The following is a 22211-nucleotide window of genomic DNA, read 5'->3' as shown; positions in this document are numbered from 1 at the left end:
AGATGACGAAAAAAGTATTATTCTGCGCCACTGTCGATTATCATTTTAAAGCCTTTCATCTTCCGTATTTTCAATGGTTTCAGGATATGGGCTGGGAGGTGCACGTCGCGGCAGGCGGCAATATGAATCTTCCGTTCGTTGATGAAAAGTTTTCCATTCCGATCCGGCGCTCGCCGTTTCATCCCGAAAATCTTTCTGTTTACAGGCGGCTGAAACGGCTCATTCAGGACAACGGCTACGACATGATTCACTGTCATACACCGGTCGGCGGCGTGCTCGCACGCCTTGCCGCGAGACAAGCGCGCCAAAAAGGGACAAAGGTGCTGTACACCGCGCACGGCTTTCACTTCTGTGACGGAGCGCCTCTGAAAAACTGGCTTCTTTATTACCCGATCGAAAAATTTCTTTCTTCTTACACGGATTGTCTGATTACGATTAATGAAGAGGATTACGAACGGGCCAAGCAAATGAAAAAAACAGCTTGCGGCGCGAAAAAAATACACGGCATCGGGGTGAATACAGACAGGTTTCGCCCTGTGAGCCGGGAAGAGAGTGAACGTCTGAGAGAAAAATACGGCTTCGGCGCCGGGGAATTTATTCTCGTATACCCCGCTGAATTAAACGGCAATAAAAATCAGGGACTTCTCATTGAGACTGCGGCACTGCTGAAGAACCGCATCCCGGAGCTGAAACTCGTATTTGCCGGAGAAGGCGCGATGGAAGCGCCGTACAGAAAAAAGGCTGAATCACTCGGTGTATCCGACATGGTGCGGTTTTACGGTTTTTGCCGCGATATTCATGAACTGATTCAGCTTGCCGATCTGTCTGTCGCCTCAAGCATCCGGGAAGGACTCGGCATGAATCTGCTTGAAGGAATGGCTGCCGAAAAGCCGGCCGTTGCTGCAGACAACAGGGGGCACCGTGAGATCATCGAAGACGGTGTGAACGGTTTTCTCGTGCCGGCCGGGGACAGCGCGGCGTTTGCCGATCGGATTGAAAAGCTGTACCGCTCACCGTGTCTGCGAAAAGCAATGGGGCAAAAAGGGCGCAGCACGGCGGAATGTTTTTCAGAAACACGTACGGTAAAGGAAATGGCGCACATTTACGCCGGTTATATGGATAAAAAGGAGAAAAGCGTATGAATGCAGGAGCACAACCGAAAATTTCCGTCATCATGGGAATTTATAATTGCGAAGAGACTTTAGCGGAGAGTATTGAATCCATCCTGAGCCAATCTTATAAGAATTGGGAACTGATTATGTGTGATGACGCGTCAACTGACGGAACGTATCAGATTGCGCGCCGTTACGCGGATCATTACGGCGACCGGATCACGCTGATTCAAAATAAGACAAATCAACGGCTTGCCGCTTCGCTGAACCGCTGTCTGACATACGCAACGGGGGATTATATCGCCAGGCAGGACGGTGATGACATCTCCAACCCGAGGAGACTGGAAAAACAGGCCGCTTTCTTAAACAAGCACGCCCACTATCAAGTCGTAGGCACGGGGATGCTCGTATTTGACGAATTCGGTGTAAGGGGCGCCCGGCTTTTGCCGCCCGTGCCGAAACCGGGAATTATGGCGAAAGGCACACCGTTCTGCCACGGCACCATTATGATGCGGGCTGAAGCGTACAAAGCGCTTGGCGGCTACCGGTCAGTCAGGCGGACGCGGCGGATGGAGGATATCGATTTGTGGCTGCGCTTTTTTGAAGCGGGTTTCCGGGGGTACAATCTCCAAGAAACGCTGTATAAAGTCAGAGAGGACAGTGATGCGTTTAAAAGGAGATCGTTTACGTATTCCATTGATAACGCGGTCCTCGTTTTTCAGGCATGCAGACGGCTGAAGCTGCCGCTTTCCCATTACGCGTATATCGCAAAACCGCTCATCCGCGCCATTACGCCGCCCGCGGTCATGAACCGTTATCATAAAAACAGGGACATCCGCCAAAAAGAAGGGCTTGCCGAACATGACTGACAAACCGATGCGGGTGCTGCACATCTTCAGCGGGATGAACAGGGGCGGCGCAGAAACGATGATGATGAATTTGTACCGGAAGATGGACAGAACGAAGGTGCAGTTTGATTTTTTAACCCATAGGAACGATCCGTGCGCTTATGATGAGGAAATTCTCGCTCTCGGCGGACGGCTTTTTTATGTGCCGAGCATCGGCAGCACAAACCCGATTACATTTGTGAAACAGGTCAAGCGGGTGATTCAGGAAAAAGGCCCGTTTGCCGCCGTGCACGCCCATACCGATTTTCAGTCGGGATTCATCGCGCTTGCCGCTCGTTTAGCCGGCGTCCCGGTGCGGATCTGCCATTCGCACAGTACGTCGTGGCGGGGGCGGGCGTCGCGGCTTGCCGGGATGCAGCTGTTTGTTTTCAGACGGCTGATCACGGCAAACGCCACGGCACTGTGCGCCTGCGGGGAAGACGCGGGCCGTTTCTTATTCGGGAAAGAAAAAGACGTGCATCTTTTGCCGAACGGCATTGATCTCGACTTATTTGCCGGCGGGTGCGCGGACACAGAAGCTGAAAAAAGGAAGCGTGGCATTGCAGGCGGCCGTTTGGTGATCGGCCATATCGGCCGCTTTACAGAAGAAAAAAACCACGAATTTCTGCTCCGGCTGGCCGCTGATATGAAAGAGCGGGGCATCGGTTTACAGCTGATTCTCGCCGGAGACGGTCCGCTTCGCACCGATATGGAAAATCTGGCGGCGAAGCTGGGGCTTGATGATGATGTGCGTTTTATCGGCATAGAAGACCGCGTTCATGCCCTGCTGAAAACGCTGGATGTATTTGTCATGCCGTCTCTTTATGAAGGGCTGCCCGTCACGCTCGTTGAAGCGCAGGCCTCCGGGGTGCCGTGCATAATATCAGACGGCATAACGGAAGAAGCCGATGCCGGGCTCGGGCTGGTCAAAAGGCTCAGCCTCAAAGAACCGCCCGGACAATGGGCATCCGCGGTGTTACGGGCAGCAGAGGCGGCAAAGCCTGACTGGGCGCGCATTAAAGAAACCCTCAGACGGCAGGGATATGACGCGGGAGAAAATGCGGGGGCTGTTATGAAGCTTTACAATATGAATTGGAAAAAGGAACAGTAACGAATGATTGTATATGTAGTCAATATGGGAATTGTTTATATTTGGTCATGGTTCGCGAAAATGTGCGGCGGGCGTGATCAATCGCTTTCGACCGGATACCGGCCGAATCAGCTCGTCATGATCGTTCCGCTGCTATCGCTCGTATTGGTCTCCGGTTTGCGCTACAGAGTCGGGACGGATTTTCAGACGTACGCGCTGATGTACAAGCTGGCGGGAAATTACGGCAGCATTTGGGAGATCTTCGGGTTTGGAGCGAAAAAAGCAGCCGTTGATCCGGGGTTTACGGCTCTCATCTGGCTCATGAATTTTATCACGAAAGATCCGCAAATCATGTATTTCACCGTGGCGGTCGTGACGTGCAGCTTTATTTTAAAGGGGCTCGTTGAGTTCGGCCGTCCGTTTGAGCTGAGTGTGTTTTTGTTTTTGGGCACGTATCACTATTACGCTTCCTTTAACGGGATCAGGCAGTATATGGTGGCGGCCGTTTTGTTTTGGGCCGTCCGCTACGTGATCAGCGGAAGCTGGAAGCGTTATATGTCAATCGTGCTGCTGTGTTCGCTTTTTCATTCCTCAGCGCTGATTATGATTCCGGTTTATTTTCTCGTCAGAAAAAGAGCCTGGTCGCCTGCGATTTTCGGACTGTCGGCATTGTTTCTTCTTATGACGTTTCTGTATCAGAAGTTCATTTCGCTTTTTGTCGTCGTGCTGGAAAACAGCTCATACGGCCATTATGAGAAATGGCTGATGACCAATACGAACGGGATGAACGTCGTAAAAATCGCGGTGCTGCTTCTGCCGCTGTTTTTGGCTTTCTGCTATCGGGAGCGGCTGCGGAAGATCTGGCCTGACATTGATGTCATTGTGAATTTCTGTCTGCTCGGCCTGCTCTTCGGTCTTTTGGCGACAAAGGATGTTATTTTCGCCCGGTTTAATATATATTTCGGCCTGTACCAAATGATCTTGATCCCTTATTTTGTGAGGATTTTTGATGAAAAATCAAATGCGCTGATTTATATCGCCATTATTGTCTGTTATTTTCTTTACAGTTACTTGCTTATGCCGGTCGATTCGTCTGTGCTTCCGTACAGAACGATTTTTTCCCGGTAATGGACACTGGAGGTTTATATGGAAACACCCGCGGTCAGTTTATTAATTGCTGTGTATAATACGGAAACTTATTTAGAAAGATGCTTAGATTCATTGCTCAATCAGTCGCTCGCCAATATCGAAATCGTGGCCGTTAATGACGGGTCAAAGGATCAAAGCCCGGCGATTCTTGAAACCTATCAGAAGCGGGATGAGAGAATCCGGGTCATTCATCAGCAAAACCGGGGGCTCGGCGCAGTCCGCAACAGGGGGATCGAGGCGGCGCGCGGTGAATTTATCGCTTTTATTGATGCGGACGACTGGGTTGAACCTGATTATTGCCTGCGCATGTATGAAAAAGCGAAGGCTGATCAGGCTGATCTCGTGATTTGCGAATATGCGGCCGAGTTTGCGGATACGGGGAAAACCGCCGTTTCAACGATCGCTTCAGCGTACGCGGGGCACCCGAAACAACTGTACCTGAAAGATTTATTTGAAGGAAGAGTCAGCGGTTTTTCATGGAACAAGCTGTACAAAAGAACCATGATCGAGCATCATCAGCTGCGCTTTCCGCTTCGTGATGAGCTGGAGCACGTGGAGGATCAGTACTTCAGCCTCCGGGCGCATGTTTTCGCAGGTGCGGTCTCGTACGTGGATCAGCCGCTCTATCATTATCGGATTCACTTGACTTCCATTGTGCAAAGCTATCAGAAAAAGCTGTTTGACTCAGGTCTCGTTCTCTATCGGCTGAACGAGGCTTTTTTGCGTGAAAACGGCTGCTTACAGGAATACCGGCAGGAGCTGGATTTTTTCATCGTTCAGCACGGAACAGTCTGCCTGCTGAATGAATGGAAGCGGAATAACGGCGGCCGGTTTTCTGAGAAGTGGAAGAATATCAGCCGGATATGCGCTGATCCCGTGTTTCGCCTGAGCCTTTCCAAAACCGGAACGGCGCCGTTTGACGCCAAACGCTCATGCCTTCTGCTTTTGGCGAAGCTGAAGCTGATTCCGTTCGTGTCGCTGGCATCAGCCGCGTATCAGCGGGCAATCGAGTACAAAATGAAAATCAGAGGGTGAAGACATGTCGATACAATCTTTAAAAATCAATCTCGCGGAATGGCTGTTGCTTAAGGTCAAATACCCGTCCCAATTTCATTTCGGAACGGCAGCGGATGGGGCGGGGCTTACAGCGGCTAGAAAAAAGATCATTCTGACGCTGCTCCCGTCCCACGATAATCTCGGCGATCACGCCATCGCCTACGCAAGCAAAACGTTTCTTGAACGGGAGTATCCCGATTTTGACATTGTCGAGGTGGATATGAAGGATATATACAGATCCGCAAAAGCGCTGATCAAACAGCGCCACCCCGATGATATGGTATTCATCATCGGCGGCGGGAACATGGGGGATTTGTACCGGTATGAGGAATGGACGCGCCGCTTTATCATAAAAACATTCCGGGAATATCGGATCGTTCAGCTTCCGGCGACGGCTCACTTTTCTGAATCAAAAAAGGGACGGAAGGAACTGAAGCGCGCCCGAAAAGTGTACAATGCGCATCCCGACCTTTTGTTAATGGCGAGAGATGAGACGACGTATCAATGGATGAAGCGTCATTTTCCCGGAAAAACAGTGCTCAAACAGCCTGACATGGTCTTATATTTGGATAAAAGCGAGCGGCGCATCCCGCGGGAAGGGATCTACCTCTGTTTACGGGAGGATAAGGAGAGTGCGCTGACGGCTGAGGACAGAACGATGGTAAAAGAAGCTTTGGCAAAAGAGTACGGCGAGCTGCATTCCTTTACCACGACGGTCGGCCGGAGGGTCAGCCGCCATACACGCGAAAAGGAGCTGGAAGCGCTTTGGAATACGCTGAAAGGCGCGGAAGCCGTCGTCACTGACAGGCTTCACGGGATGATTTTTTGTGCGCTGACGAAAACGCCTTGTGTCGTCATTCGTTCGTTTGATCATAAAGTGATGGAAGGCTATCAATGGCTGAAAAACATACCGAACATGACATTGCTTGAACGTCCAGACCCTGAAGCCGTAACGTCCGCCGTAAACCGGCTGCTCAGCGGCAAGCAAGAGGAAGGCGGTTCTTTGCGCAGTGTTTATTTTGCGGGGCTGCGCTCGAAAATCAGCGGTGATGCCCAATGACCGCGCCGCTTGTGAGCGTGATCGTGCCGATGTATAAGACAGAGCCTTTTATGAAAAAATGCGCGGTTTCTTTAACAAAACAGACGCTGAGAGACATCGAAATCATTATCGTCAATGACGGTTCACCGGATCGGTCAGGCCGGATTGCTGAACAATTCGCCGCAGAAGATGCGAGAATCCGGGTGATTCATAAAGAAAACGGCGGCCTTAGCTCGGCCCGCAATGCCGGAATAAAAGCCGCCCGCGGCCGTTATATCGGTTTTGCGGACGGCGATGACTATGTGACGGAAACGATGTTCGAGCGGCTTTATGAAGAAGCGGAGAAGAACCGGCTGGATATCGCCGGCTGCGGCTATTATAAAGAAACGCCGTCTAAGAAAAGAACATATATGCCGCCGTCCCTTCCGCCGGGCCGCGTCTTCACAGCGGATGAAATGACAGCATTGCTGACCCGTGCGCACGAACATCGGTTTATTTGGTATGTGTGGCGCTATATATACCGGAAAGAAGCATTGCAAGGGCTGCTGTTCCATGAAGATATCCGGTTTGCCGAGGACTCTCCGTTTAATTTGGCAGCGTTCCGCCAAGCCGCGCGTATCAAAGTGATAGACGAAGGGCTGTATATCTACCGGGAAAATCCGCAAAGTCTTACAGAAACACCGTTTAAGCCCCACTTAGATCACGAACTGCAAAAGCAATATAAAGCGAAAATGGCTTTTTATGAGGAAAACGGGCTGACGGACGCCTGCCGGAGCGATATCGATACATATTTGTGCAAGCATCAGATTCCGATGCTGATCGCCAACGCATGCGCCGCCCCGCAGCCGTCACATCAGATTACGGCGCACATCGGCAGAATCTTAACGTATGACATGGTAAAAACGGCGGTGCGCAGGACGCCGTGCCGCCATAAACAGCTGCTGGCGGGGGAGCGCGTGGTGCTCGGTCTGTGCAAAATGCGCCTTCCTCTTCTTCTGCATGCGTTTTTCGAACGGAAATCGAAAGAGAAAGGCAGTGCGGAAGGAGCATGAAATTTGCCATTAATTTCGGCGCCAATGTGACGGCGTTTTTACTATCGGTGTTTTTATCAGTGTGGATGACGCCCTTTATTGTGAAAACATTAGGTGTGGAGGCTTTTGGATTTGTCCATCTGACACAGAATATCATTAACTATTTCTCTATTATTACCGTTGCGCTGAGCTCTGTCGTTGTGAGGTTTTTCTCCGTCGCCGCCCACAGGGGGAACAGGGATGAGGCCAATGCGTATGTAAGCAATTATTTAGCCGCGTCTGTCGTGATATCTCTATTACTCGCTGTGCCGCTCGCCGGGACGGCTTTTTTTATTGACAAGATTATGAATGTGCCGGCCGGGCTCTTAACGGATGTGAGGCTGTCTATCGTGATCGGCAGCGTGCTGTTTATGCTGACGTTTTTTATGGCGGGGTTCGCGACGGGGCCGTTTTTTGCCAACAAGCTTTATATCACAAGCTCCATTCAGGCCGTGCAAATGCTGGTCAGGGTGCTGTGTGTGCTCGCTCTGTTTACGTGCCTGCCGCCGAAAATCTGGCAGATTCAGCTTTCGGCATTAGCGGGAGCCGTCTGTGCGGCCGTGCTGACTTTTTTCTTCTTTAAGAAATTGATTCCGTGGTTTTCTTTCAGCCGTAAAACCTTGTCATTACAGACGAGCAAAGTGCTGTTTTCGGCCGGTGCCTGGAGCTCTGTCAACCAGATCGGCGTGCTGCTGTTTCTGCAGATTGATCTCATGACGGCCAACCTCGTGCTGGGGCCGTCTGAGGCGGGTGTCTATGCGGCGATTATTCAATTCCCGCTCCTGCTCAGAAGTCTTGCCGGGACGCTTGCTTCACTGTTTGCGCCGGTTTTGACTTCCTATTACTCAAAAGGGGATATGGAAGGTCTCCTGTCTTACGCCAATAAGGCTGTGCGGATGAACGGGCTTCTCCTCGCGCTTCCCGCCGCATTATTAGGAGGGCTTGCCGAACCGTTTCTGGCGATTTGGCTGGGCCCGTCGTTTGTGCAGACGGCGCCGCTTTTATACATTCACGCCGGGTATTTGGCGGTCAGTCTCTCTGTCATGCCGCTTTTTTACGTATGGACGGCTTTTAATAAACAAAAAACGCCCGCCGTCGTTACTTTATGTTTAGGCGGACTGAATGTCGTATTGGCCGTGGTTCTCAGCGGTCCGGCTCATCTCGGACTGTACGGCATCACCATCGCCGGTGCAGTCTCTCTCATTTTGAAAAATGCCGTCTTCACGCCGCTGTATGTTTCGCATATTACCGGTTTTCAGAAAACCGCGTTTTACAAAGGCATGTTCGGCCCGTTGGCGGCGGCCGTATTTGCCTGGGCTGTCTGCCGGGGTATCCGGCTGTTTTCACCGCTTGACAGCTGGGCCGGCCTGATCGCCGCGGGGCTTGCCGTATGCATGAGCTATGCCGCATTCGCTTTTTTCTTCATTTGTACGAAAGAAGAAAGGCGGCTTGCTTTACAGAAATGCCGAAAAGTGAAAGGAGCTGTTCAGATTTGAAGGCGAAACGTGTATTTGATATAGCGGCCGCGGTGTTGTTATTGTGCGGCGCGAGCGTCATCCTTCTCTTCGCCATGGCAGCCGTCAGATGCGCCATCGGGTCTCCGGTATTGTTCAAACAGACGAGACCGGGGCATAACGGGCGTCCGTTTACGTTGTATAAACTCAGAACGATGACGGATGCGCGTGATGAAAACGGTGTACTGCTTCCGGATCATCTCCGTCTGACCAAAACGGGAAGGCTGATCAGAAAACTGAGCATCGATGAGCTTCCCCAGCTTTTTAATGTGCTCAAAGGAGATATCAGTCTTGTCGGCCCCCGCCCTTTGCTGATGGATTATCTGCCGCTTTACACGGCGGAGCAGGCGCGGCGCCACGAGGTGAAGCCGGGGATTACGGGCTGGGCGCAGATTAACGGGAGAAACGCGATTTCATGGGAGGAAAAATTCAAGCTCGACGTGTGGTACGTCGACAACCGCACATTTCTTCTCGACTTAAAGATTCTGCTTTTAACAGTGAAAAAAGTTCTCGTGTCAGAAGGCATACATCAAGCCGGCCATGTGACGGCAAAGCGCTTCACAGGCAGCGGAGATATGTCATCGTGAAAAAGGTCGTGCTGATCGGAAACGGCGGACACGGAAAAGTCGTGAAGGAAATCGTGCAGGCCCGTTCCGATATGGAGCTTGCGGGCGTATTGGATGACGGATTCAGCGGTTTTGCCGTTCGGAACGGTTTATATACGGGCCGGACGGAAGACGTGCCCATGCTTCGGAAACTCGTCCCCGAAGCCGTGTTCACGATATGCATCGGCCGCAACGGCGTCAGAAAGCAGTTCGCTGAAACGCTTGGGCTTGAAGATGACGATTATGCCGCACTCATTCACCCCGGGGCGATCGTCAGTGAAACGGCTTCCGTCGGACACGGAACGGTTGTGATGGCGGGCGCCGTCATTCAGGCGGGCGCTGACATCGGCGCCCATTGCATCATCAATACGGGGGCGGTTGCCGATCATGACAATGCCATCGGAGATTACGTCCATCTTTCACCGCGCGCGGCGCTTGCCGGCGGAGTGAAAGTCGGGGAAGGAACGCACATCGGAATCGGCGCGTCCGTTATACCGCAGATTGACATCGGCCCTTGGTCCGTTATCGGCGCGGGGGCTGCGGTCATCAGCCGGATTCCCGGCCATGTGACGGCGGTCGGCGTTCCGGCCCGCGTCATCTCCCCTATCCATAATGAAAAAGGATGATTTCATGCAAACAAACAAACGGATTTATTTGTCTCCGCCTCATATGAGCGGAAAAGAACAGGAATACATCGCAGAAGCCTTCCGTTCCAATTGGATTGCCCCGCTCGGTCCGCTCGTCAATTCGTTTGAAGCGCGGCTCGCGGAATATGCGGGAGTGAAAAGCGCGGCGGCCGTAAGCTCGGGAACGGCCGCCATCCATCTTGCCCTGAGGCTTGCGGGTGTGAAAAAAGGAGACGTTGTATTTTGTCCTTCCTTTACGTTTGTCGCCACGGCGAATCCGATTGTGTATGAGCAGGCTGAGCCCGTTTTTATTGATTCGGAATGGGAGACGTGGAATATGTCGCCCGATGCGCTTGAGCGGGCGCTGCGGGATGCAAAGCGGCGCGGCAGACTCCCGAAAGCGGTGATCGCCGTCAATCTTTACGGCCAAAGCGCGAAAATGGATGAATTAATGAGCCTTTGTGACGCATACGGCGTCTGTCTGATTGAAGACGCTGCCGAGTCCTTAGGATCAACATATAAAGGCAGGCAGAGCGGCACGTTCGGCCGTTTCGGCATTTATTCCTTTAACGGCAACAAAATCATTACAACATCGGGAGGCGGCATGCTCGTGTCTGACGATGAGGCCGCGATTGAAAAAGCGAGGTTTCTTGCGTCCCAGGCGAGAGATGCCGCCGTTCATTACCAGCACAGCGAGCTCGGGTATAACTACAGGCTCAGCAACATTCTCGCGGGCGTGGGGATATCGCAGCTGGAAGTGCTCGAAGATCGCGTCCGGGCGAGGAGAGAAATCTTTCACAGGTATCGGGAAGCGCTGGAAACGTATCCGGGCATCCGCATGATGCCGGAGCTTGAAGGAACGGTTTCAAACCGCTGGCTGACGGCTCTGACGCTTGATAACGGCGTGACGCCGGAAGAAGCCGTCGCCTGTCTTGCGGAACAGAACATTGAGGCCCGGCCGCTGTGGAAACCGCTGCATACGCAGCCGCTTTTCTCATCTTCCGTCTTTTATCCTCACAGCGAACATGAGCGTGTCTCTGAGAACCTTTTCAGCCGGGGCATCTGTCTGCCGTCCGGGTCTGACTTGTCTTCTGAGGAGCAGCAGCGCGTCATTGACGCACTTGCGCAATTGTTTGAAACGAAAGGGGAGAAAACATGGACAGCCGCCATGTTATGAGCCGATTAAAAGAGACGCTGACGGGTCTGCTCAGCGTTATACCGCCGCAATCTGACATCATATATGCCGACTATCCCCTCTACGGAAATGTAGGGGATTTATTGATAATGAAAGGGACGGAGGCGTTTTTTAAAGCGCACGGCATCCGCGTGAAACAGCGCTGGAATCCCGACAATTTTCCATTCGGGCGCCGGGCGGACAAAAAGACGATCATCGTCTGTCAGGGTGGCGGAAATTTCGGGGATCTCTATCCATACTATCAGACGTTCAGGGAAAAAATCGTCAAATCCTTTCCGGAAAACAGGATCGTCATCCTGCCGCAATCCATCTATTATCAGGATGAGACACGACTTGAGAAGACATCGGCGCTTTTTGCGAAGCACAAGGATCTCCACCTGTTTACGAGAGATCATGTGTCATACGAGACCGCGAAATGCTTTTTTTCGGCGAATCATATCGGGCTTATGCCTGACATGGCCCATCAGCTGTATCCGATGGCGGCGTCAGCGGCTCCGTCACGCGGCAGGCTTCATTTTATCCGCACGGATGGGGAAATCAATCCGAAGCTGCAAAACAATTCTTCCGTTAAAAGCTGCGACTGGCAGGATGTGCTGTCAGCAAGCGACCGCAGGGGAATCGCTTTTTTCCAAACGCTGAATGTTTTGAATAAAAAAGCGGGAAACCCGCTGCCGATTGCGCGGTTTTGGAAACGCTATTCCGATTTCTTAACGAAAAAAGCGGTCCTGTTTTTCAGCAGGTACGAATCGGTGGAAACGTCAAGGCTTCACGGCCACATTCTGTCCTCGCTTCTCGGGAAACCGAATACCGTCATTGATAATTCATACGGGAAAAACGCCAACTATTATTACACCTGGATGCACGAAGCGCCGGATGTCCGTCTGATCGGGGAAACCGCCGGCACGAAGGAAAACCTTCCGCTTTGAATGAGCGGAAGGTTTATTTTGTTTCTCCGCGTTTTACTTTGTTGTACGCTTCATCCAAATGCTGAATTCTTTTGAGCACAACCGAGTTTTTCGTCAGCTGATCCTGAACAAGGGTTGAGACGACGGAGCGGTAATAGCTGTTCATCGCATGAATTCGGTCTTCATTCGGATTCATTTCAATGTGCTGTGTAAAGTTTTCAATAAAATAAGGAACAGAAAAAAGTTCTGACATCTATAAAGCAACTCCTTTTAATAAGTATATACGGTATGAAACCAATCATGTACAATGAAAAAAGGGGAGTGAGCATGATGGATATCAAACTTCAGCAAACACAAATGTTAAAGCCTCAATTAACGCAAGAGCTTAAACAGGCTATCACATTACTCGGATACAATTCCGCGGAACTGGCCGGATATATTGATGAGCTCTCACTGGAAAACCCTCTGATTGAACGAAAGGAAACAGACACGCCGCCACTATCTTACCATAAAACAAGTAAAAACAGGATGAAAGAACGGGACGGAAGCCAGCAGATCAGACTTACCCGCAAAACGCTGCAGGATTCGATCAAACAGCAAGCCTTAGATATGAAGCTGTCCGATGATGAGAAAAAGATTTTCAATTATCTGATACATTCATTGGACTCAAACGGATATTTAAAAGAGGACATACCAGCTGCCGCCGACCATGTATCCGCTTCACAAGAGGAGACGGAAGCGGTTCTGAAAAAGCTTCAATCCCTTGAGCCCGCGGGAATCGGCGCCCGGTCTTTGCAGGAATGCATCCTTCTTCAGCTCCGCCGTCTTCCCGAGCGGAACGAACAGGCGGAATGGATTGCCGACGCCTATTTTGAGCTATTTGCAAGAAAGAACTGGAAAGCGCTTACACTGGAAACGGGCATTCCGCTTAAAGACATTCAGGACATCGCTGACATGATCAGCGCCCTTGATCCGAGGCCGGGGCTCCGTTATGCGCATGAGGAGCCGGGTTTTTACGTGGAACCGGATATTTTCATCACAGTGAAAAACGGCATCATTCAAGCGCGGCTCAACAGCCGTTCGTTTCCTGATATCCAGCTTCATACCCATTATCAGCCGCTCTTGTCAGCTGCCGGGTGCCGTGACACGAAAAATTATCTGTCGGCAAAATATCAGGAATGGCGCTGGCTGAACCGGGCTTTGTCGCAAAGAAAACAAACGATCACGAGAATTATCGGCGTCCTGACTGAACGGCAGGAATCCTTTTTTCTCACAGGAAAAAGCGGAATGCAGCCGCTGACCTTAAGAGAGGTGGCGGAAACGCTGGAGCTCCACGAATCAACGATCAGCCGGGCCATCAAAGGGAAGTACGTTCAGACGCCGTACGGACTGTATGAAATGAAAACATTTTTCTCGGCGAAAGCTGAATCGTCGGGGGACGGCGGCGCCTCCAATTATGCCGTAAAAGCGCATCTGGAGGCATTGGTCGGTAAAGAAGATAAAAAGAAACCTTTTTCAGACCAAAAGCTTGCCGATCTGCTGCATGAACAATATGACATCCGAATCTCAAGGCGCACCGTCGCCAAATACCGTGACCAATTAAATATTCCGCCGTCATCGGCGAGAAAACGGTACAGCTGAAACCTCCCCGAGCCAAACCCCGGGGAGGTTCTCCGTGTTACGGGATCATCCATGAAAACAGATGATGCTGTAAAAATGTAATAAGACAGACGAGCAGAAGCAAAAACAGACTGTGCTTAATCGTAAAACGGAAAAGGTCGGCTTCCTTGCCCGCCAGACCGACAGCGGCACAGGCAACCGCAATGGATTGCGGAGAAATCATTTTTCCGGTGACACCGCCTGATGAATTGGCGGCAACGGAGAGAACCGGGTCCATCCCGACAGAGAGCGCCGTCACCTTTTGCAATCCGCCGAACAACAGATTGGCCGACGTATCAGAGCCGGTAATAAATACCCCGAGCCAGCCGAGCACCGGCGAAAAAAAGGTAAACATCGCGCCCGTCATGGCAAGCGCAAGACCGAGTGTCGTGCTCATGCCGGAAGCATTCGTCACATAAGCAAAGCCGACAACAGAAACAATGGTGACGACCGGAAGCGTTAACTCTTTCACCGTTTCTATAAACGCTTCGCCCCATGTCTTCCACGACATGCCGAGGGCGAACTTGGAGATGACGGCGGCAATCAGAATCGCCGTCCCCGCTGAACCGAAAAGCTCAAGTTTGTACACGGCTTCAATCGGCGTGCCGTCCGCCTGAAGAATCTGCTGATTTACAAATGGGACGGGAGGCGTGAAGGTCAATGTACGCCCGGCTGCATTCAGCCAGGAAAGCCACATTGACGTTCCTTCATAATGACCGGTTAAGGCAGCCTTCACGCCGGGAATCCCCCAGACGGATATCATGGCCGTAAGAAGAAGGAAAGGAGACCACGCTTTAAACACCGCGGCGCCCCCGTACTTGATCGGCGCCCGGTCAGCGGCCGCTGCTGATTCCCGTTCTGCCGCGAAACGAAAGGCCGTTTTCGGTTTCCAAAATTTCAAAAACAGAGCGAGCGCGGCCATGGAAACAAGCGCCGACAGCACATCCGGGAGCTCAGGCCCTAAAAAATTCGAGCTTGCGTACTGCACGGCCGCAAAGGAGACGCCGGAAACAAGAATGGCCGGCCATATCTCAAAAGCCTTTTTAAATCCGCTCATCAAAATAATTAAGTACAGCGGAATAAAGACGGATAAAAACGGAAGCTGCCGGCCGACCATTTGAGAAATTTCCATTGCCGGTATCCCGGTCGGACCTTCGACGGCGGTAATCGGAATGCCGATCGCGCCGAAGGCAACGGGCGCCGTATTGGCAATCAGGCAAATTCCCGCCGCATACAGCGGCTGAAAACCAAGTCCGACGAGCAAAGCGGCCGAGATCGCGACGGGAGCGCCGAAACCGGCGGCGCCTTCTAAAAACGCCCCGAATGAAAAGGCGATGAGCAGCGCCTGCAAACGCCGGTCATCTGTAATTGAGAGCACCGAACTCCGGATAATCTCAAACTGTCCTGTTTTCACGGTGATTTTATACAGAAAGACCGATGTGACGATAATCCAGCCGATCGGAAGCAGCCCGTATACCGCTCCCTGAGAAGCGGACATCACCGCTTTTTCCGCCGGCATGCCGTAAACAAATACAGCGATTAAAAGTGAAACGGCTAACGTTAAAAGCCCCGCGATGTACCCCTTCATCCGTTTCACCGCAAGCGCCCAAAAAAAGAAGATAATCGGCACGAGCGCGCAAGCTGCCGATAAAAGCAAATTTCCCCCTAAAGGAGCGTACCCCTGTGTCCATTGCATCCCTAAAAAACCCCTCCTTATGTCATGTAAGCGATTACTTTTTATGATAAGGTCATCTGATGACCGGGTTAATTAGCATTATATTTTGAAAGTTTTGAAAGTACAATACTTTTCTTGAACAAATTGTCTGAACCTGTCGGCAATACAAAAAAAGAAGTATAATAGACGATAAACATCAAGATTCACAAGTGACGGGGTGATCGCGTTGAAATATAAACAAATTAAAACGAAAAAAATCTACGAGGAAGTCGCTGACGCATTGCTGGAGAAGATAAAAGCGGGCGAGCTTAAGCCGGGTGAAAAGCTTGATTCCGTTCAGGCGCTTTCTGAGAGTTTTCAGGTCAGCCGCTCGGCGGTGAGAGAAGCGCTGTCGGCTTTGAAAGCGATGGGGCTCGTCGACATGAAGCAGGGAGAAGGCACATACATAAGAGAATTTGAGCCGTCTCATGTTTCCCAGCCGCTTTCTTCCGCCCTCTTGATGAAAAAAGAGGACGTCAAACAGCTGCTCGAAGTCAGAAAGCTGCTTGAACTCGGCGTCGCCGCCATGGCCGCTGAAAAACGCACCGAAGACGATTTACAAAAAATCCGCCAGGCTCTCCTGGAGATGAAAGACATTGACGGAGACGAAGAATTGGGCGAAAAAGCGGATTTCTCCTTTCACATGGCGCTGGCGGAAGCATCACAAAACGGGCTGCTCAAGCATCTCATGAATCATGTCTCCGCGCTCCTTTTGGAAACGATGAGAGAAACGAGAAAAATTTGGCTGTTTTCTAAACGAACGAGCGTGCAGCGATTGTATGAAGAGCATGAACGCATTTACAGTGCCGTCGCCGCCAAAGACGCGGATGAAGCGGAAGCCGCGATGACCGCGCACCTGACGAATGTGGAAGACGTGCTGGGGGCTTATTTTGAAGAAAATGTATAGAAGCTGACTTGTGAAAGGGGATAACATCACATGCAGGCCGAATCTTTTTTTTCTGACCATGTAAAGAAAGCTCTGACAAACGATCCTCCAGGGGAATGGATGCCGGCAGTTCCGAAAGCGTGCATCCCCCTGCATTCCGGCTATCCCGATCCCGCACTCGTTCCTGATAAGGAACTGAAAGAAGCCGCCGCCCGCCTTCTGGATGAGGAGCGCGATCTGCCGCTACATTATATGGGAAGCCCGAGGACGGCCGTTTTAAAAAAGCAGATTCAAGAACGGTTAGCCATCCGCGGAATTCACTGTCGGGACGATGAGCTGCTCGTGACGTCAGGCGCCTGTCAGGCGATAGATCTGGCTGCACGGGTTTTCCTCGATGAACAAACCGCCGCTGCCGTTGAAGCTCCGGTCTACATGGAAGCGCTCGAGATTTTTAAAAATTATACACCGCATATCATGAGCATTCCGACAGATCAAGAGGGCCTGCAAACAGAAACATTAGCGTTCATGCTTGAGGAAAGAAAACGAAAAGGGCTTCTGCTTCCCCGTCTTCTCTACACGATACCCGCTTTTCAGAATCCTGCGGGAACCGTAATGTCAGCGAAGCGGAGAACCCGCCTGCTTCAGCTTGCCGAAACGTATGATTTTCTCATCTTGGAGGATGATGCATACGGCGAGCTCGGATTCACCGATATTCCGCCGCCCTTGAAAGCCATGGATCAAAACGGCCGGGTGCTGTACGCCGGTTCATTATCAAAAGTCATCGCCCCGGGTATGAGGATCGGCTGGATTGCAGGGGACGCCGCATTCATCACGGCATTGTCATGGTTAAAAAAAGACTTAGGCCACCCGTTTTCCCAAGCGGTGACCGCCGTCTATCTGGAACAAACGAATGTTGAAAAACGGCTCACCGCCTTGCGGGAAGCATATCAAAGCAAACGTGACGTTTTGCTCGCCGCATCAGCGCGATATCTTCCGGAATCCGCATCCTGGCACGTGCCTGAAGGCGGTTACTTTGTATGGGTGAAAGCGCCGGGAGCGGATACATCCGCAATGCTGGCGAGGGCTCTTTCTCACGGCGTTTCCTATGTCCCCGGTAAATATTTTTTTCTGCATCAGGAAGACGGTGCGGAATATCTTCGCCTGTCGTTCAGTTATGCCGGTAAAGCCGCGATAAAAGAGGGTGTGCAAAAACTGGGACGTCTGCTGGAAAACGGGATGTAGAGCAGCTTGAGGAGCTTTCGGGCTTCTCTTTTTTTTGTCCCCTTCAGCGCATCGGACGAAAGGATTTTTCAGAAAAACCTTCCAATCCATATTCAGAATAGTGTAGGATATTCATAGAGCTTTCCCAAAAACAGGTCATCAGATGACCGGATCACATATTGAGGATGAAAGAGGGGTTCATCATGAAAGTCTCATTATTTGTCACGTGCCTTGTGGATATGTTCCAGACCAATGTCGGAAAGGCGACGGTTGAGGTGCTGGAACGGCTCGGGTGTGAGGTGGATTTTCCCGAGGGGCAGATTTGCTGCGGGCAGCCCGCATACAACAGCGGGTATGTGACGGATGCGAAAAAAGCGATGAAGCGGATGATTGCCGCGTTTGAAGAAGCGGAGTACGTCGTCAGTCCGTCAGGTTCCTGTACGACGATGTTCCGTGAATATCCGCATCTGTTTCAGGACGATCCGAAGTGGGCGGCAAAAGCGCAGCAGCTTGCGGACAAAACATATGAGTTAACGGATTTTATCGTCAACGTTCTCGGGGTGGAGGATGTCGGGGCGGTGCTGCATAAAAAAGCGACAGTCCATACATCATGCCACATGACGAGGCTGCTCGGCGTGTCGGAGGAGCCGATGAAGCTTTTGCGCCATGTCAAGGGGCTCGAGCTGACCGCGCTTCCCGGAAAGCACCAATGCTGCGGATTCGGAGGAACGTTTTCTGTGAAAATGGCGCAAATCTCTGAACAAATGGTGGATGAGAAGGTCGCCTGCGTGGAAGACACGGAGGCCGAAGTGCTGATCGGGGCGGATTGCGGCTGTCTGATGAATATCGGCGGGCGTCTTGACCGTAAGGATAAAAACGTCAGAGTCATGCACATCGCCGAAGTGCTGAACAGCAGATAACACGAGAAACAACAAGGGGGGAAAATCATGGCGATGAAAATCGGTACCGCCGCTTTTAAAGAGCGGGTATCAGAAGGAATAGATAATGAGTTTATGAGAGGAGCCGTCTCCGGAGCGCAGGAACGGCTCAGGATAAGAAGGCTTCAGGCGGCCGAAGAATTGGGAAACTGGGAGGATTGGCGTTCCCATGCGGAAGAAATCAGACAGCATGTGCTGGACAATCTTGATTTCTATTTGGAACAGCTCGCCGAAAATGTCGCCAACAGAGGCGGACACGTCTTTTTCGCCGAAACGGCGGAAGAAGCGTCCTCCTATATCCGCGATGTCATCCGGCAGAAAAACGCCAAAAAAATCGTAAAATCCAAATCCATGGTGACAGAAGAAATCAATATGAACGAAGTGCTTGAGGAAGAGGGCTGTGAAGTCACAGAAACGGATCTCGGCGAATACATTCTCCAGATTGACGATCACGATCCGCCGTCACATATCGTTGCTCCCGCTCTTCACAAAAACAAAGAGCAGATCCGTGACGTGTTTAAAGAGAGACTCGAATACAAACAGACGGAAAAACCGGAAGAGCTCGTCATGCACGCGCGCAGCGTTCTCCGGAAAAAATTTCTCGAAGCGGATGTCGGCATTACAGGCTGCAACTTTGCGATCGCGGATACCGGTTCGGTCAGTCTCGTGACGAACGAAGGAAACGGCCGCCTTGTGTCCGCGCTGCCGAAGACGCAGATCACCGTGATGGGAATGGAGCGGATCGTTCCGTCATTTTCTGAGTTTGAAGTGCTCGTCAGCATGCTGACGAGAAGCGCGGTCGGTCAGCGGCTTACAAGTTACATTACGGCGCTGACGGGACCCCGGCAGCAAGGAGAAGCTGACGGGCCTGAGGAATTCCACCTCGTGGTTGTGGACAACGGGCGTTCCCGCATACTCGGCACGGAATTTCAATCGGTGCTGCAATGTATCCGCTGCGCCGCCTGCATCAACGTCTGTCCCGTGTACCGGCATGTCGGCGGACACTCGTACGGGTCCATCTATTCGGGTCCGATCGGCGCCGTCTTATCGCCTCTTCTCGGCGGATATGACGAATACAAGGAGCTCCCGTACGCATCTTCCTTATGCGCGGCCTGTACGGAAGCATGTCCCGTTAAAATTCCGCTGCACGAGCTGCTGCTCAAGCATCGGCAGAACATCGTGGAAAAAGAGGGCAAAGCGCCGATCAGCGAAAAACTGGCGATGAAAGCCTTCGGGCTCGGCTCATCATCCCCGTCCCTTTATAAAATGGGATCGAAATGGGCGCCTGCCGCCATGACGCCGTTTACGGAAGATGACAAAATATCAAAAGGGCCGGGGCCGTTAAAAGAATGGACGGCAATACGGGACTTCCCGGCGCCGCATAAATCGAGATTCAGAGATTGGTTTAAAGACCGGGAAAAACAAAAGGGGGAAGAATGATGATGAAAGGGACGGTTACACATCAGGAATCCTTTTTAAACCGGATCGCCAAAAGTCTGGGCAGAGAGCGCAGGAAATCAGGCGTGTCCCTGCCTGAATGGAAGTATCAGCCCCAATATCAAACGCATGCGGGCTGTACGGAAGACGATCTTGTCACGATGCTGAAAGACCACTGCGTCAACATTCATACCGAACTGATCGAAACGGATGCAGCCGGGCTTTACGACGCTTTGCGCACGCAGGTGAACCGCTTTGAAGGAGGGCCTGTCATCATTCCGAAGGACAGCCGGTTTGAAACGTACGGCTTGCAGACCCTTATGACAGAAGAGTGGCCGGATGAAGGGATTCCCGTTTGGGAATGGGACGCGGAACAAGGAGCGAAAAATATTGAAAAAGCGGAACAAGCGAATGTGGGCATTACATTCAGCGAGATCACGCTTGCGGAATCAGCCACCGTCGTTTTGTATGCGTCAGAGCATGCCGGCCGTTCTGTCAGCCTGCTTCCGACCACCTATATCGCAATCATCCCGAAATCTTCCATTGTGCCGAGAATGACACAGGCCAGCGATATACTGAAACAGCAGATCAGAGACGGCGTCACCGTTCCTTCCTGCATCAACTATATTACTGGACCGAGCAACTCGGCCGATATCGAAATGGATTTGGTTGTCGGCGTCCACGGACCCGTTAAAGCCGCTTATATCCTCGTGAATGACCGATAAAAAACAAACCCCGGTTTGCGGCCGGGGTTTGTTTTTATATAAACGCGTTAATGATCATGATAAAACAAATCGCACTGACAGAAATAATCGTTTCCATCGCCGTCCATGTCAGGAACGTTTCTTTTACCGTCATTCCGAAATACTCTTTAATGAGCCAGAAACCGGAGTCATTGACATGTGACAGAATCAAAGAGCCCGCTCCCGTTGCCAATACGAGAAGCTCACTGCTGACGCCCGGCATGACAGATGCAATCGGTGCAACAATGCCGGCCGCCGTCATCATGGCGACAGTCGCTGAACCTGTGGCGACACGGATGACCGCCGCGATCGTCCAGCTTAAAAGAACGGGAGAGAAGCTTGAGTGTTTCGCCATGTCAGCGATATACGTGCCGACGCCTGAATCAATCAGGACGTTGTTAAAAGCGCCGCCGGCTCCGATCACAAGCAGAATGGAAGCAATCGGTCCCAGACAGTCATTGCTGAATTTTAAAATGCTTTCTCTGTCAAAGCCCTGATAAAAACCAAGGCTGAAAAAGGAGTAAACCGTGGCGATCAAAAGCGCCGTGACAGGGTCGCCGATAAATTTAAAAGTTTCATAGAGCGTGCTTTTTTCCGGAAGCGCAATTTCGGCAAGCGTTGCCATAAGCATCAGGATCACCGGTATCAATATCGTAAACAATGTATTTGCGAATCCCGGAAGCTTGCGTTTTTCATTCCGTTCAATAAATTGTTTTTTCAACAGTTCGGGAACGGGTTTATGAATGCGCTTACCAATCCATTTTCCGTAAAGCGGCCCCGCGATGATGGCAGTCGGAATCCCGACGATTAAAGAAAACAAAATCGTTTTTCCGACATTGGCGTGATAAATGCCGACAGCCGCCATCGCCGCCGGGTGGGGCGGAACCAATCCGTGCACGACGGAAAGTCCCGCAAGGAGCGGAATCCCGATCGTCACTAATGAAACCCCGGTTTCAATCGCAATCGTAAACAAAAGCGGCACGAGCAGGACGAAGCCGACCTGGAAAAAGACCGGGATGCCGACGATAAAAGCGACGGCCATCATCGCCCAATGCACTTTCTTTTTGCCGAAGCGGCCGATCAGGGTGTGGGCGATACGCTCCGCACCGCCTGATTCAGCCATCATTTTTCCGAGCATCGTACCGAGGGCCAGCACGATCGCAAGCAGCGACAGCGTATTGCCGAGCCCGGTTTTCATCGAAGCGATAATGTCCGGCAGATTCATGCCCGTTGCGAAACCGACAAGGATGGATGTAATCAAAAGACTGATAAACGGATTTAATTTAGCGACCGTAATCAATAAGAGTAAAACGATAATAGCGGCAATGACAATAAACAGTAACATGACCTTTTCACCCTTTCAAA

The 22211-nt window shown here is 51.5% G+C and carries 21 protein-coding genes; 18 read left to right on the top strand and 3 right to left on the bottom strand.

All coding sequences use genetic code 11. The features are described from left to right. The first annotated feature begins 2 nt into the window (after window positions 1-2). Genes NYE68_RS18420 through NYE68_RS18365 form a run of 12 tightly spaced genes read left to right on the top strand, consistent with a single transcriptional unit; the run spans window position 3 to window position 12269 of the window. On the top strand, window positions 3-1142 hold the full coding sequence (locus NYE68_RS18420; protein WP_060674034.1) for a glycosyltransferase family 4 protein: 1140 nt from the start codon (window positions 3-5) through the stop codon (window positions 1140-1142). Next, the gene (locus tag NYE68_RS18415) at window positions 1139-1981 is read left to right on the top strand and encodes a glycosyltransferase family 2 protein (RefSeq protein ID WP_012118512.1); all 843 of its coding nucleotides are present in this window, start codon (window positions 1139-1141) and stop codon (window positions 1979-1981) included. The genes NYE68_RS18420 and NYE68_RS18415 overlap by 4 nt, the downstream gene beginning before the upstream one ends. Next, window positions 1974-3110, top strand: a complete 1137-nt coding sequence (locus NYE68_RS18410; protein WP_254003412.1) for a glycosyltransferase family 1 protein — start codon at window positions 1974-1976, stop codon at window positions 3108-3110. The genes NYE68_RS18415 and NYE68_RS18410 overlap by 8 nt, the downstream gene beginning before the upstream one ends. A gap of 3 nt (window positions 3111-3113) precedes the next feature. Then, window positions 3114-4217, top strand: a complete 1104-nt coding sequence (locus tag NYE68_RS18405) for an EpsG family protein (RefSeq protein WP_064108169.1) — start codon at window positions 3114-3116, stop codon at window positions 4215-4217. Between the two features lie 18 nt (window positions 4218-4235). After that, window positions 4236-5273: a glycosyltransferase family 2 protein gene (locus NYE68_RS18400; RefSeq protein WP_064108168.1), complete on the top strand. Its 1038-nt coding sequence runs from the start codon at window positions 4236-4238 to the stop codon at window positions 5271-5273. Window positions 5274-5277: 4 nt separating this feature from the next. Continuing rightward, window positions 5278-6354, top strand: a complete 1077-nt coding sequence (locus tag NYE68_RS18395) for a polysaccharide pyruvyl transferase family protein (RefSeq protein ID WP_064108167.1) — start codon at window positions 5278-5280, stop codon at window positions 6352-6354. Further along, window positions 6351-7385 (top strand): glycosyltransferase, encoded by a 1035-nt coding sequence (locus NYE68_RS18390; RefSeq protein ID WP_324636371.1) that lies wholly within the window; start codon window positions 6351-6353, stop codon window positions 7383-7385. Before NYE68_RS18395 ends, NYE68_RS18390 begins: the two co-directional genes overlap by 4 nt. Next, complete coding sequence (locus tag NYE68_RS18385; RefSeq protein WP_031378306.1) at window positions 7382-8899, top strand: MATE family efflux transporter; 1518 nt, start codon at window positions 7382-7384, stop codon at window positions 8897-8899. The genes NYE68_RS18390 and NYE68_RS18385 overlap by 4 nt, the downstream gene beginning before the upstream one ends. Next, entirely contained in the window at window positions 8896-9504 is a 609-nt protein-coding gene (locus NYE68_RS18380) for a sugar transferase (protein WP_007407383.1), read from the top strand. The genes NYE68_RS18385 and NYE68_RS18380 overlap by 4 nt, the downstream gene beginning before the upstream one ends. After that, window positions 9501-10148: an acetyltransferase gene (locus NYE68_RS18375; protein ID WP_031378307.1), complete on the top strand. Its 648-nt coding sequence runs from the start codon at window positions 9501-9503 to the stop codon at window positions 10146-10148. The genes NYE68_RS18380 and NYE68_RS18375 overlap by 4 nt, the downstream gene beginning before the upstream one ends. Before the next feature lie 4 nt (window positions 10149-10152). Beyond that, on the top strand, window positions 10153-11325 hold the full coding sequence (locus tag NYE68_RS18370; RefSeq protein WP_007407381.1) for an aminotransferase class I/II-fold pyridoxal phosphate-dependent enzyme: 1173 nt from the start codon (window positions 10153-10155) through the stop codon (window positions 11323-11325). Next, complete coding sequence (locus NYE68_RS18365; protein WP_324674470.1) at window positions 11304-12269, top strand: polysaccharide pyruvyl transferase family protein; 966 nt, start codon at window positions 11304-11306, stop codon at window positions 12267-12269. The genes NYE68_RS18370 and NYE68_RS18365 overlap by 22 nt, the downstream gene beginning before the upstream one ends. 13 nt (window positions 12270-12282) lie before the next feature. On the opposite strand, the gene yvfG is transcribed toward NYE68_RS18365, so the two are convergent. Further along, entirely contained in the window at window positions 12283-12501 is a 219-nt protein-coding gene (gene yvfG / locus NYE68_RS18360) for a protein YvfG (RefSeq protein ID WP_003151570.1), read from the bottom strand. A gap of 77 nt (window positions 12502-12578) precedes the next feature. Here yvfG and rpoN point away from each other — a divergent pair, with 77 nt between their 5' ends. Then, window positions 12579-13889 (top strand): RNA polymerase factor sigma-54, encoded by a 1311-nt coding sequence (gene rpoN, locus NYE68_RS18355; protein WP_324636372.1) that lies wholly within the window; start codon window positions 12579-12581, stop codon window positions 13887-13889. A 37-nt stretch (window positions 13890-13926) separates the two neighbouring features. Here the strand turns inward: rpoN and lutP are convergent, their stop codons facing one another. Next, window positions 13927-15603 carry an L-lactate permease LutP gene (lutP, locus tag NYE68_RS18350; protein ID WP_324636373.1) on the bottom strand — a complete coding sequence of 559 codons (1677 nt, stop codon included), beginning with the start codon at window positions 15601-15603 and terminating at the stop codon, window positions 13927-13929. 205 nt (window positions 15604-15808) lie between these two features. On the opposite strand from lutP, the gene NYE68_RS18345 reads away from it, so the two are divergent. The 5 genes from NYE68_RS18345 to NYE68_RS18325 all read left to right on the top strand — a co-directional run bounded on the left by NYE68_RS18345 (window position 15809) and on the right by NYE68_RS18325 (window position 20828). Then, the gene (locus NYE68_RS18345; protein ID WP_007407377.1) at window positions 15809-16528 is read left to right on the top strand and encodes a FadR/GntR family transcriptional regulator; all 720 of its coding nucleotides are present in this window, start codon (window positions 15809-15811) and stop codon (window positions 16526-16528) included. 30 nt (window positions 16529-16558) lie between these two features. Continuing rightward, window positions 16559-17749, top strand: coding sequence for a PLP-dependent aminotransferase family protein (locus NYE68_RS18340; RefSeq protein WP_031378310.1), 1191 nt, complete (start codon window positions 16559-16561; stop codon window positions 17747-17749). 182 nt (window positions 17750-17931) lie between these two features. Next, window positions 17932-18648: a (Fe-S)-binding protein gene (locus NYE68_RS18335; RefSeq protein ID WP_007613889.1), complete on the top strand. Its 717-nt coding sequence runs from the start codon at window positions 17932-17934 to the stop codon at window positions 18646-18648. Window positions 18649-18675: 27 nt separating this feature from the next. Next, entirely contained in the window at window positions 18676-20106 is a 1431-nt protein-coding gene (locus NYE68_RS18330) for a LutB/LldF family L-lactate oxidation iron-sulfur protein (RefSeq protein ID WP_031378311.1), read from the top strand. Beyond that, the gene (locus NYE68_RS18325; protein ID WP_031378312.1) at window positions 20106-20828 is read left to right on the top strand and encodes a lactate utilization protein C; all 723 of its coding nucleotides are present in this window, start codon (window positions 20106-20108) and stop codon (window positions 20826-20828) included. The genes NYE68_RS18330 and NYE68_RS18325 overlap by 1 nt, the downstream gene beginning before the upstream one ends. A gap of 34 nt (window positions 20829-20862) precedes the next feature. Here NYE68_RS18325 and NYE68_RS18320 read toward each other — a convergent pair whose 3' ends face one another. Then, a complete protein-coding gene (locus NYE68_RS18320; protein WP_064108159.1) occupies window positions 20863-22191 on the bottom strand; it encodes a GntP family permease in 1329 nt (442 codons plus the stop codon). Window positions 22192-22211 lie beyond the last annotated feature (20 nt).

The organism is Bacillus sp. FSL R5-0447 (assembly GCF_038606125.1).
Taxonomy (GTDB): domain Bacteria; phylum Bacillota; class Bacilli; order Bacillales; family Bacillaceae; genus Bacillus; species Bacillus velezensis.
The sequence above is the reverse complement of the archived record's forward strand: the minus strand, read 5'-3'. Positions and strand labels throughout refer to the sequence as shown.

What these genes read in the sequence shown, in the direction of transcription:
- NYE68_RS18420 (WP_060674034.1), top strand. Translation starts at nt 3, where the DNA reads ATGACGAAAAAAGTATTATTCTGCGCCACTGTCGATTATCATTTTAAA.
- NYE68_RS18415 (WP_012118512.1), top strand. Translation starts at nt 1,139, where the DNA reads ATGAATGCAGGAGCACAACCGAAAATTTCCGTCATCATGGGAATTTAT.
- NYE68_RS18410 (WP_254003412.1), top strand. Translation starts at nt 1,974, where the DNA reads ATGACTGACAAACCGATGCGGGTGCTGCACATCTTCAGCGGGATGAAC.
- NYE68_RS18405 (WP_064108169.1), top strand. Translation starts at nt 3,114, where the DNA reads ATGATTGTATATGTAGTCAATATGGGAATTGTTTATATTTGGTCATGG.
- NYE68_RS18400 (WP_064108168.1), top strand. Translation starts at nt 4,236, where the DNA reads ATGGAAACACCCGCGGTCAGTTTATTAATTGCTGTGTATAATACGGAA.
- NYE68_RS18395 (WP_064108167.1), top strand. Translation starts at nt 5,278, where the DNA reads ATGTCGATACAATCTTTAAAAATCAATCTCGCGGAATGGCTGTTGCTT.
- NYE68_RS18390 (WP_324636371.1), top strand. Translation starts at nt 6,351, where the DNA reads ATGACCGCGCCGCTTGTGAGCGTGATCGTGCCGATGTATAAGACAGAG.
- NYE68_RS18385 (WP_031378306.1), top strand. Translation starts at nt 7,382, where the DNA reads ATGAAATTTGCCATTAATTTCGGCGCCAATGTGACGGCGTTTTTACTA.
- NYE68_RS18370 (WP_007407381.1), top strand. Translation starts at nt 10,153, where the DNA reads ATGCAAACAAACAAACGGATTTATTTGTCTCCGCCTCATATGAGCGGA.
- NYE68_RS18365 (WP_324674470.1), top strand. Translation starts at nt 11,304, where the DNA reads ATGGACAGCCGCCATGTTATGAGCCGATTAAAAGAGACGCTGACGGGT.
- yvfG (WP_003151570.1), bottom strand. Translation starts at nt 12,501, where the DNA reads ATGTCAGAACTTTTTTCTGTTCCTTATTTTATTGAAAACTTTACACAG.
- rpoN (WP_324636372.1), top strand. Translation starts at nt 12,579, where the DNA reads ATGGATATCAAACTTCAGCAAACACAAATGTTAAAGCCTCAATTAACG.
- lutP (WP_324636373.1), bottom strand. Translation starts at nt 15,603, where the DNA reads ATGCAATGGACACAGGGGTACGCTCCTTTAGGGGGAAATTTGCTTTTA.
- NYE68_RS18340 (WP_031378310.1), top strand. Translation starts at nt 16,559, where the DNA reads ATGCAGGCCGAATCTTTTTTTTCTGACCATGTAAAGAAAGCTCTGACA.
- NYE68_RS18335 (WP_007613889.1), top strand. Translation starts at nt 17,932, where the DNA reads ATGAAAGTCTCATTATTTGTCACGTGCCTTGTGGATATGTTCCAGACC.
- NYE68_RS18330 (WP_031378311.1), top strand. Translation starts at nt 18,676, where the DNA reads ATGGCGATGAAAATCGGTACCGCCGCTTTTAAAGAGCGGGTATCAGAA.
- NYE68_RS18325 (WP_031378312.1), top strand. Translation starts at nt 20,106, where the DNA reads ATGATGAAAGGGACGGTTACACATCAGGAATCCTTTTTAAACCGGATC.
- NYE68_RS18320 (WP_064108159.1), bottom strand. Translation starts at nt 22,191, where the DNA reads ATGTTACTGTTTATTGTCATTGCCGCTATTATCGTTTTACTCTTATTG.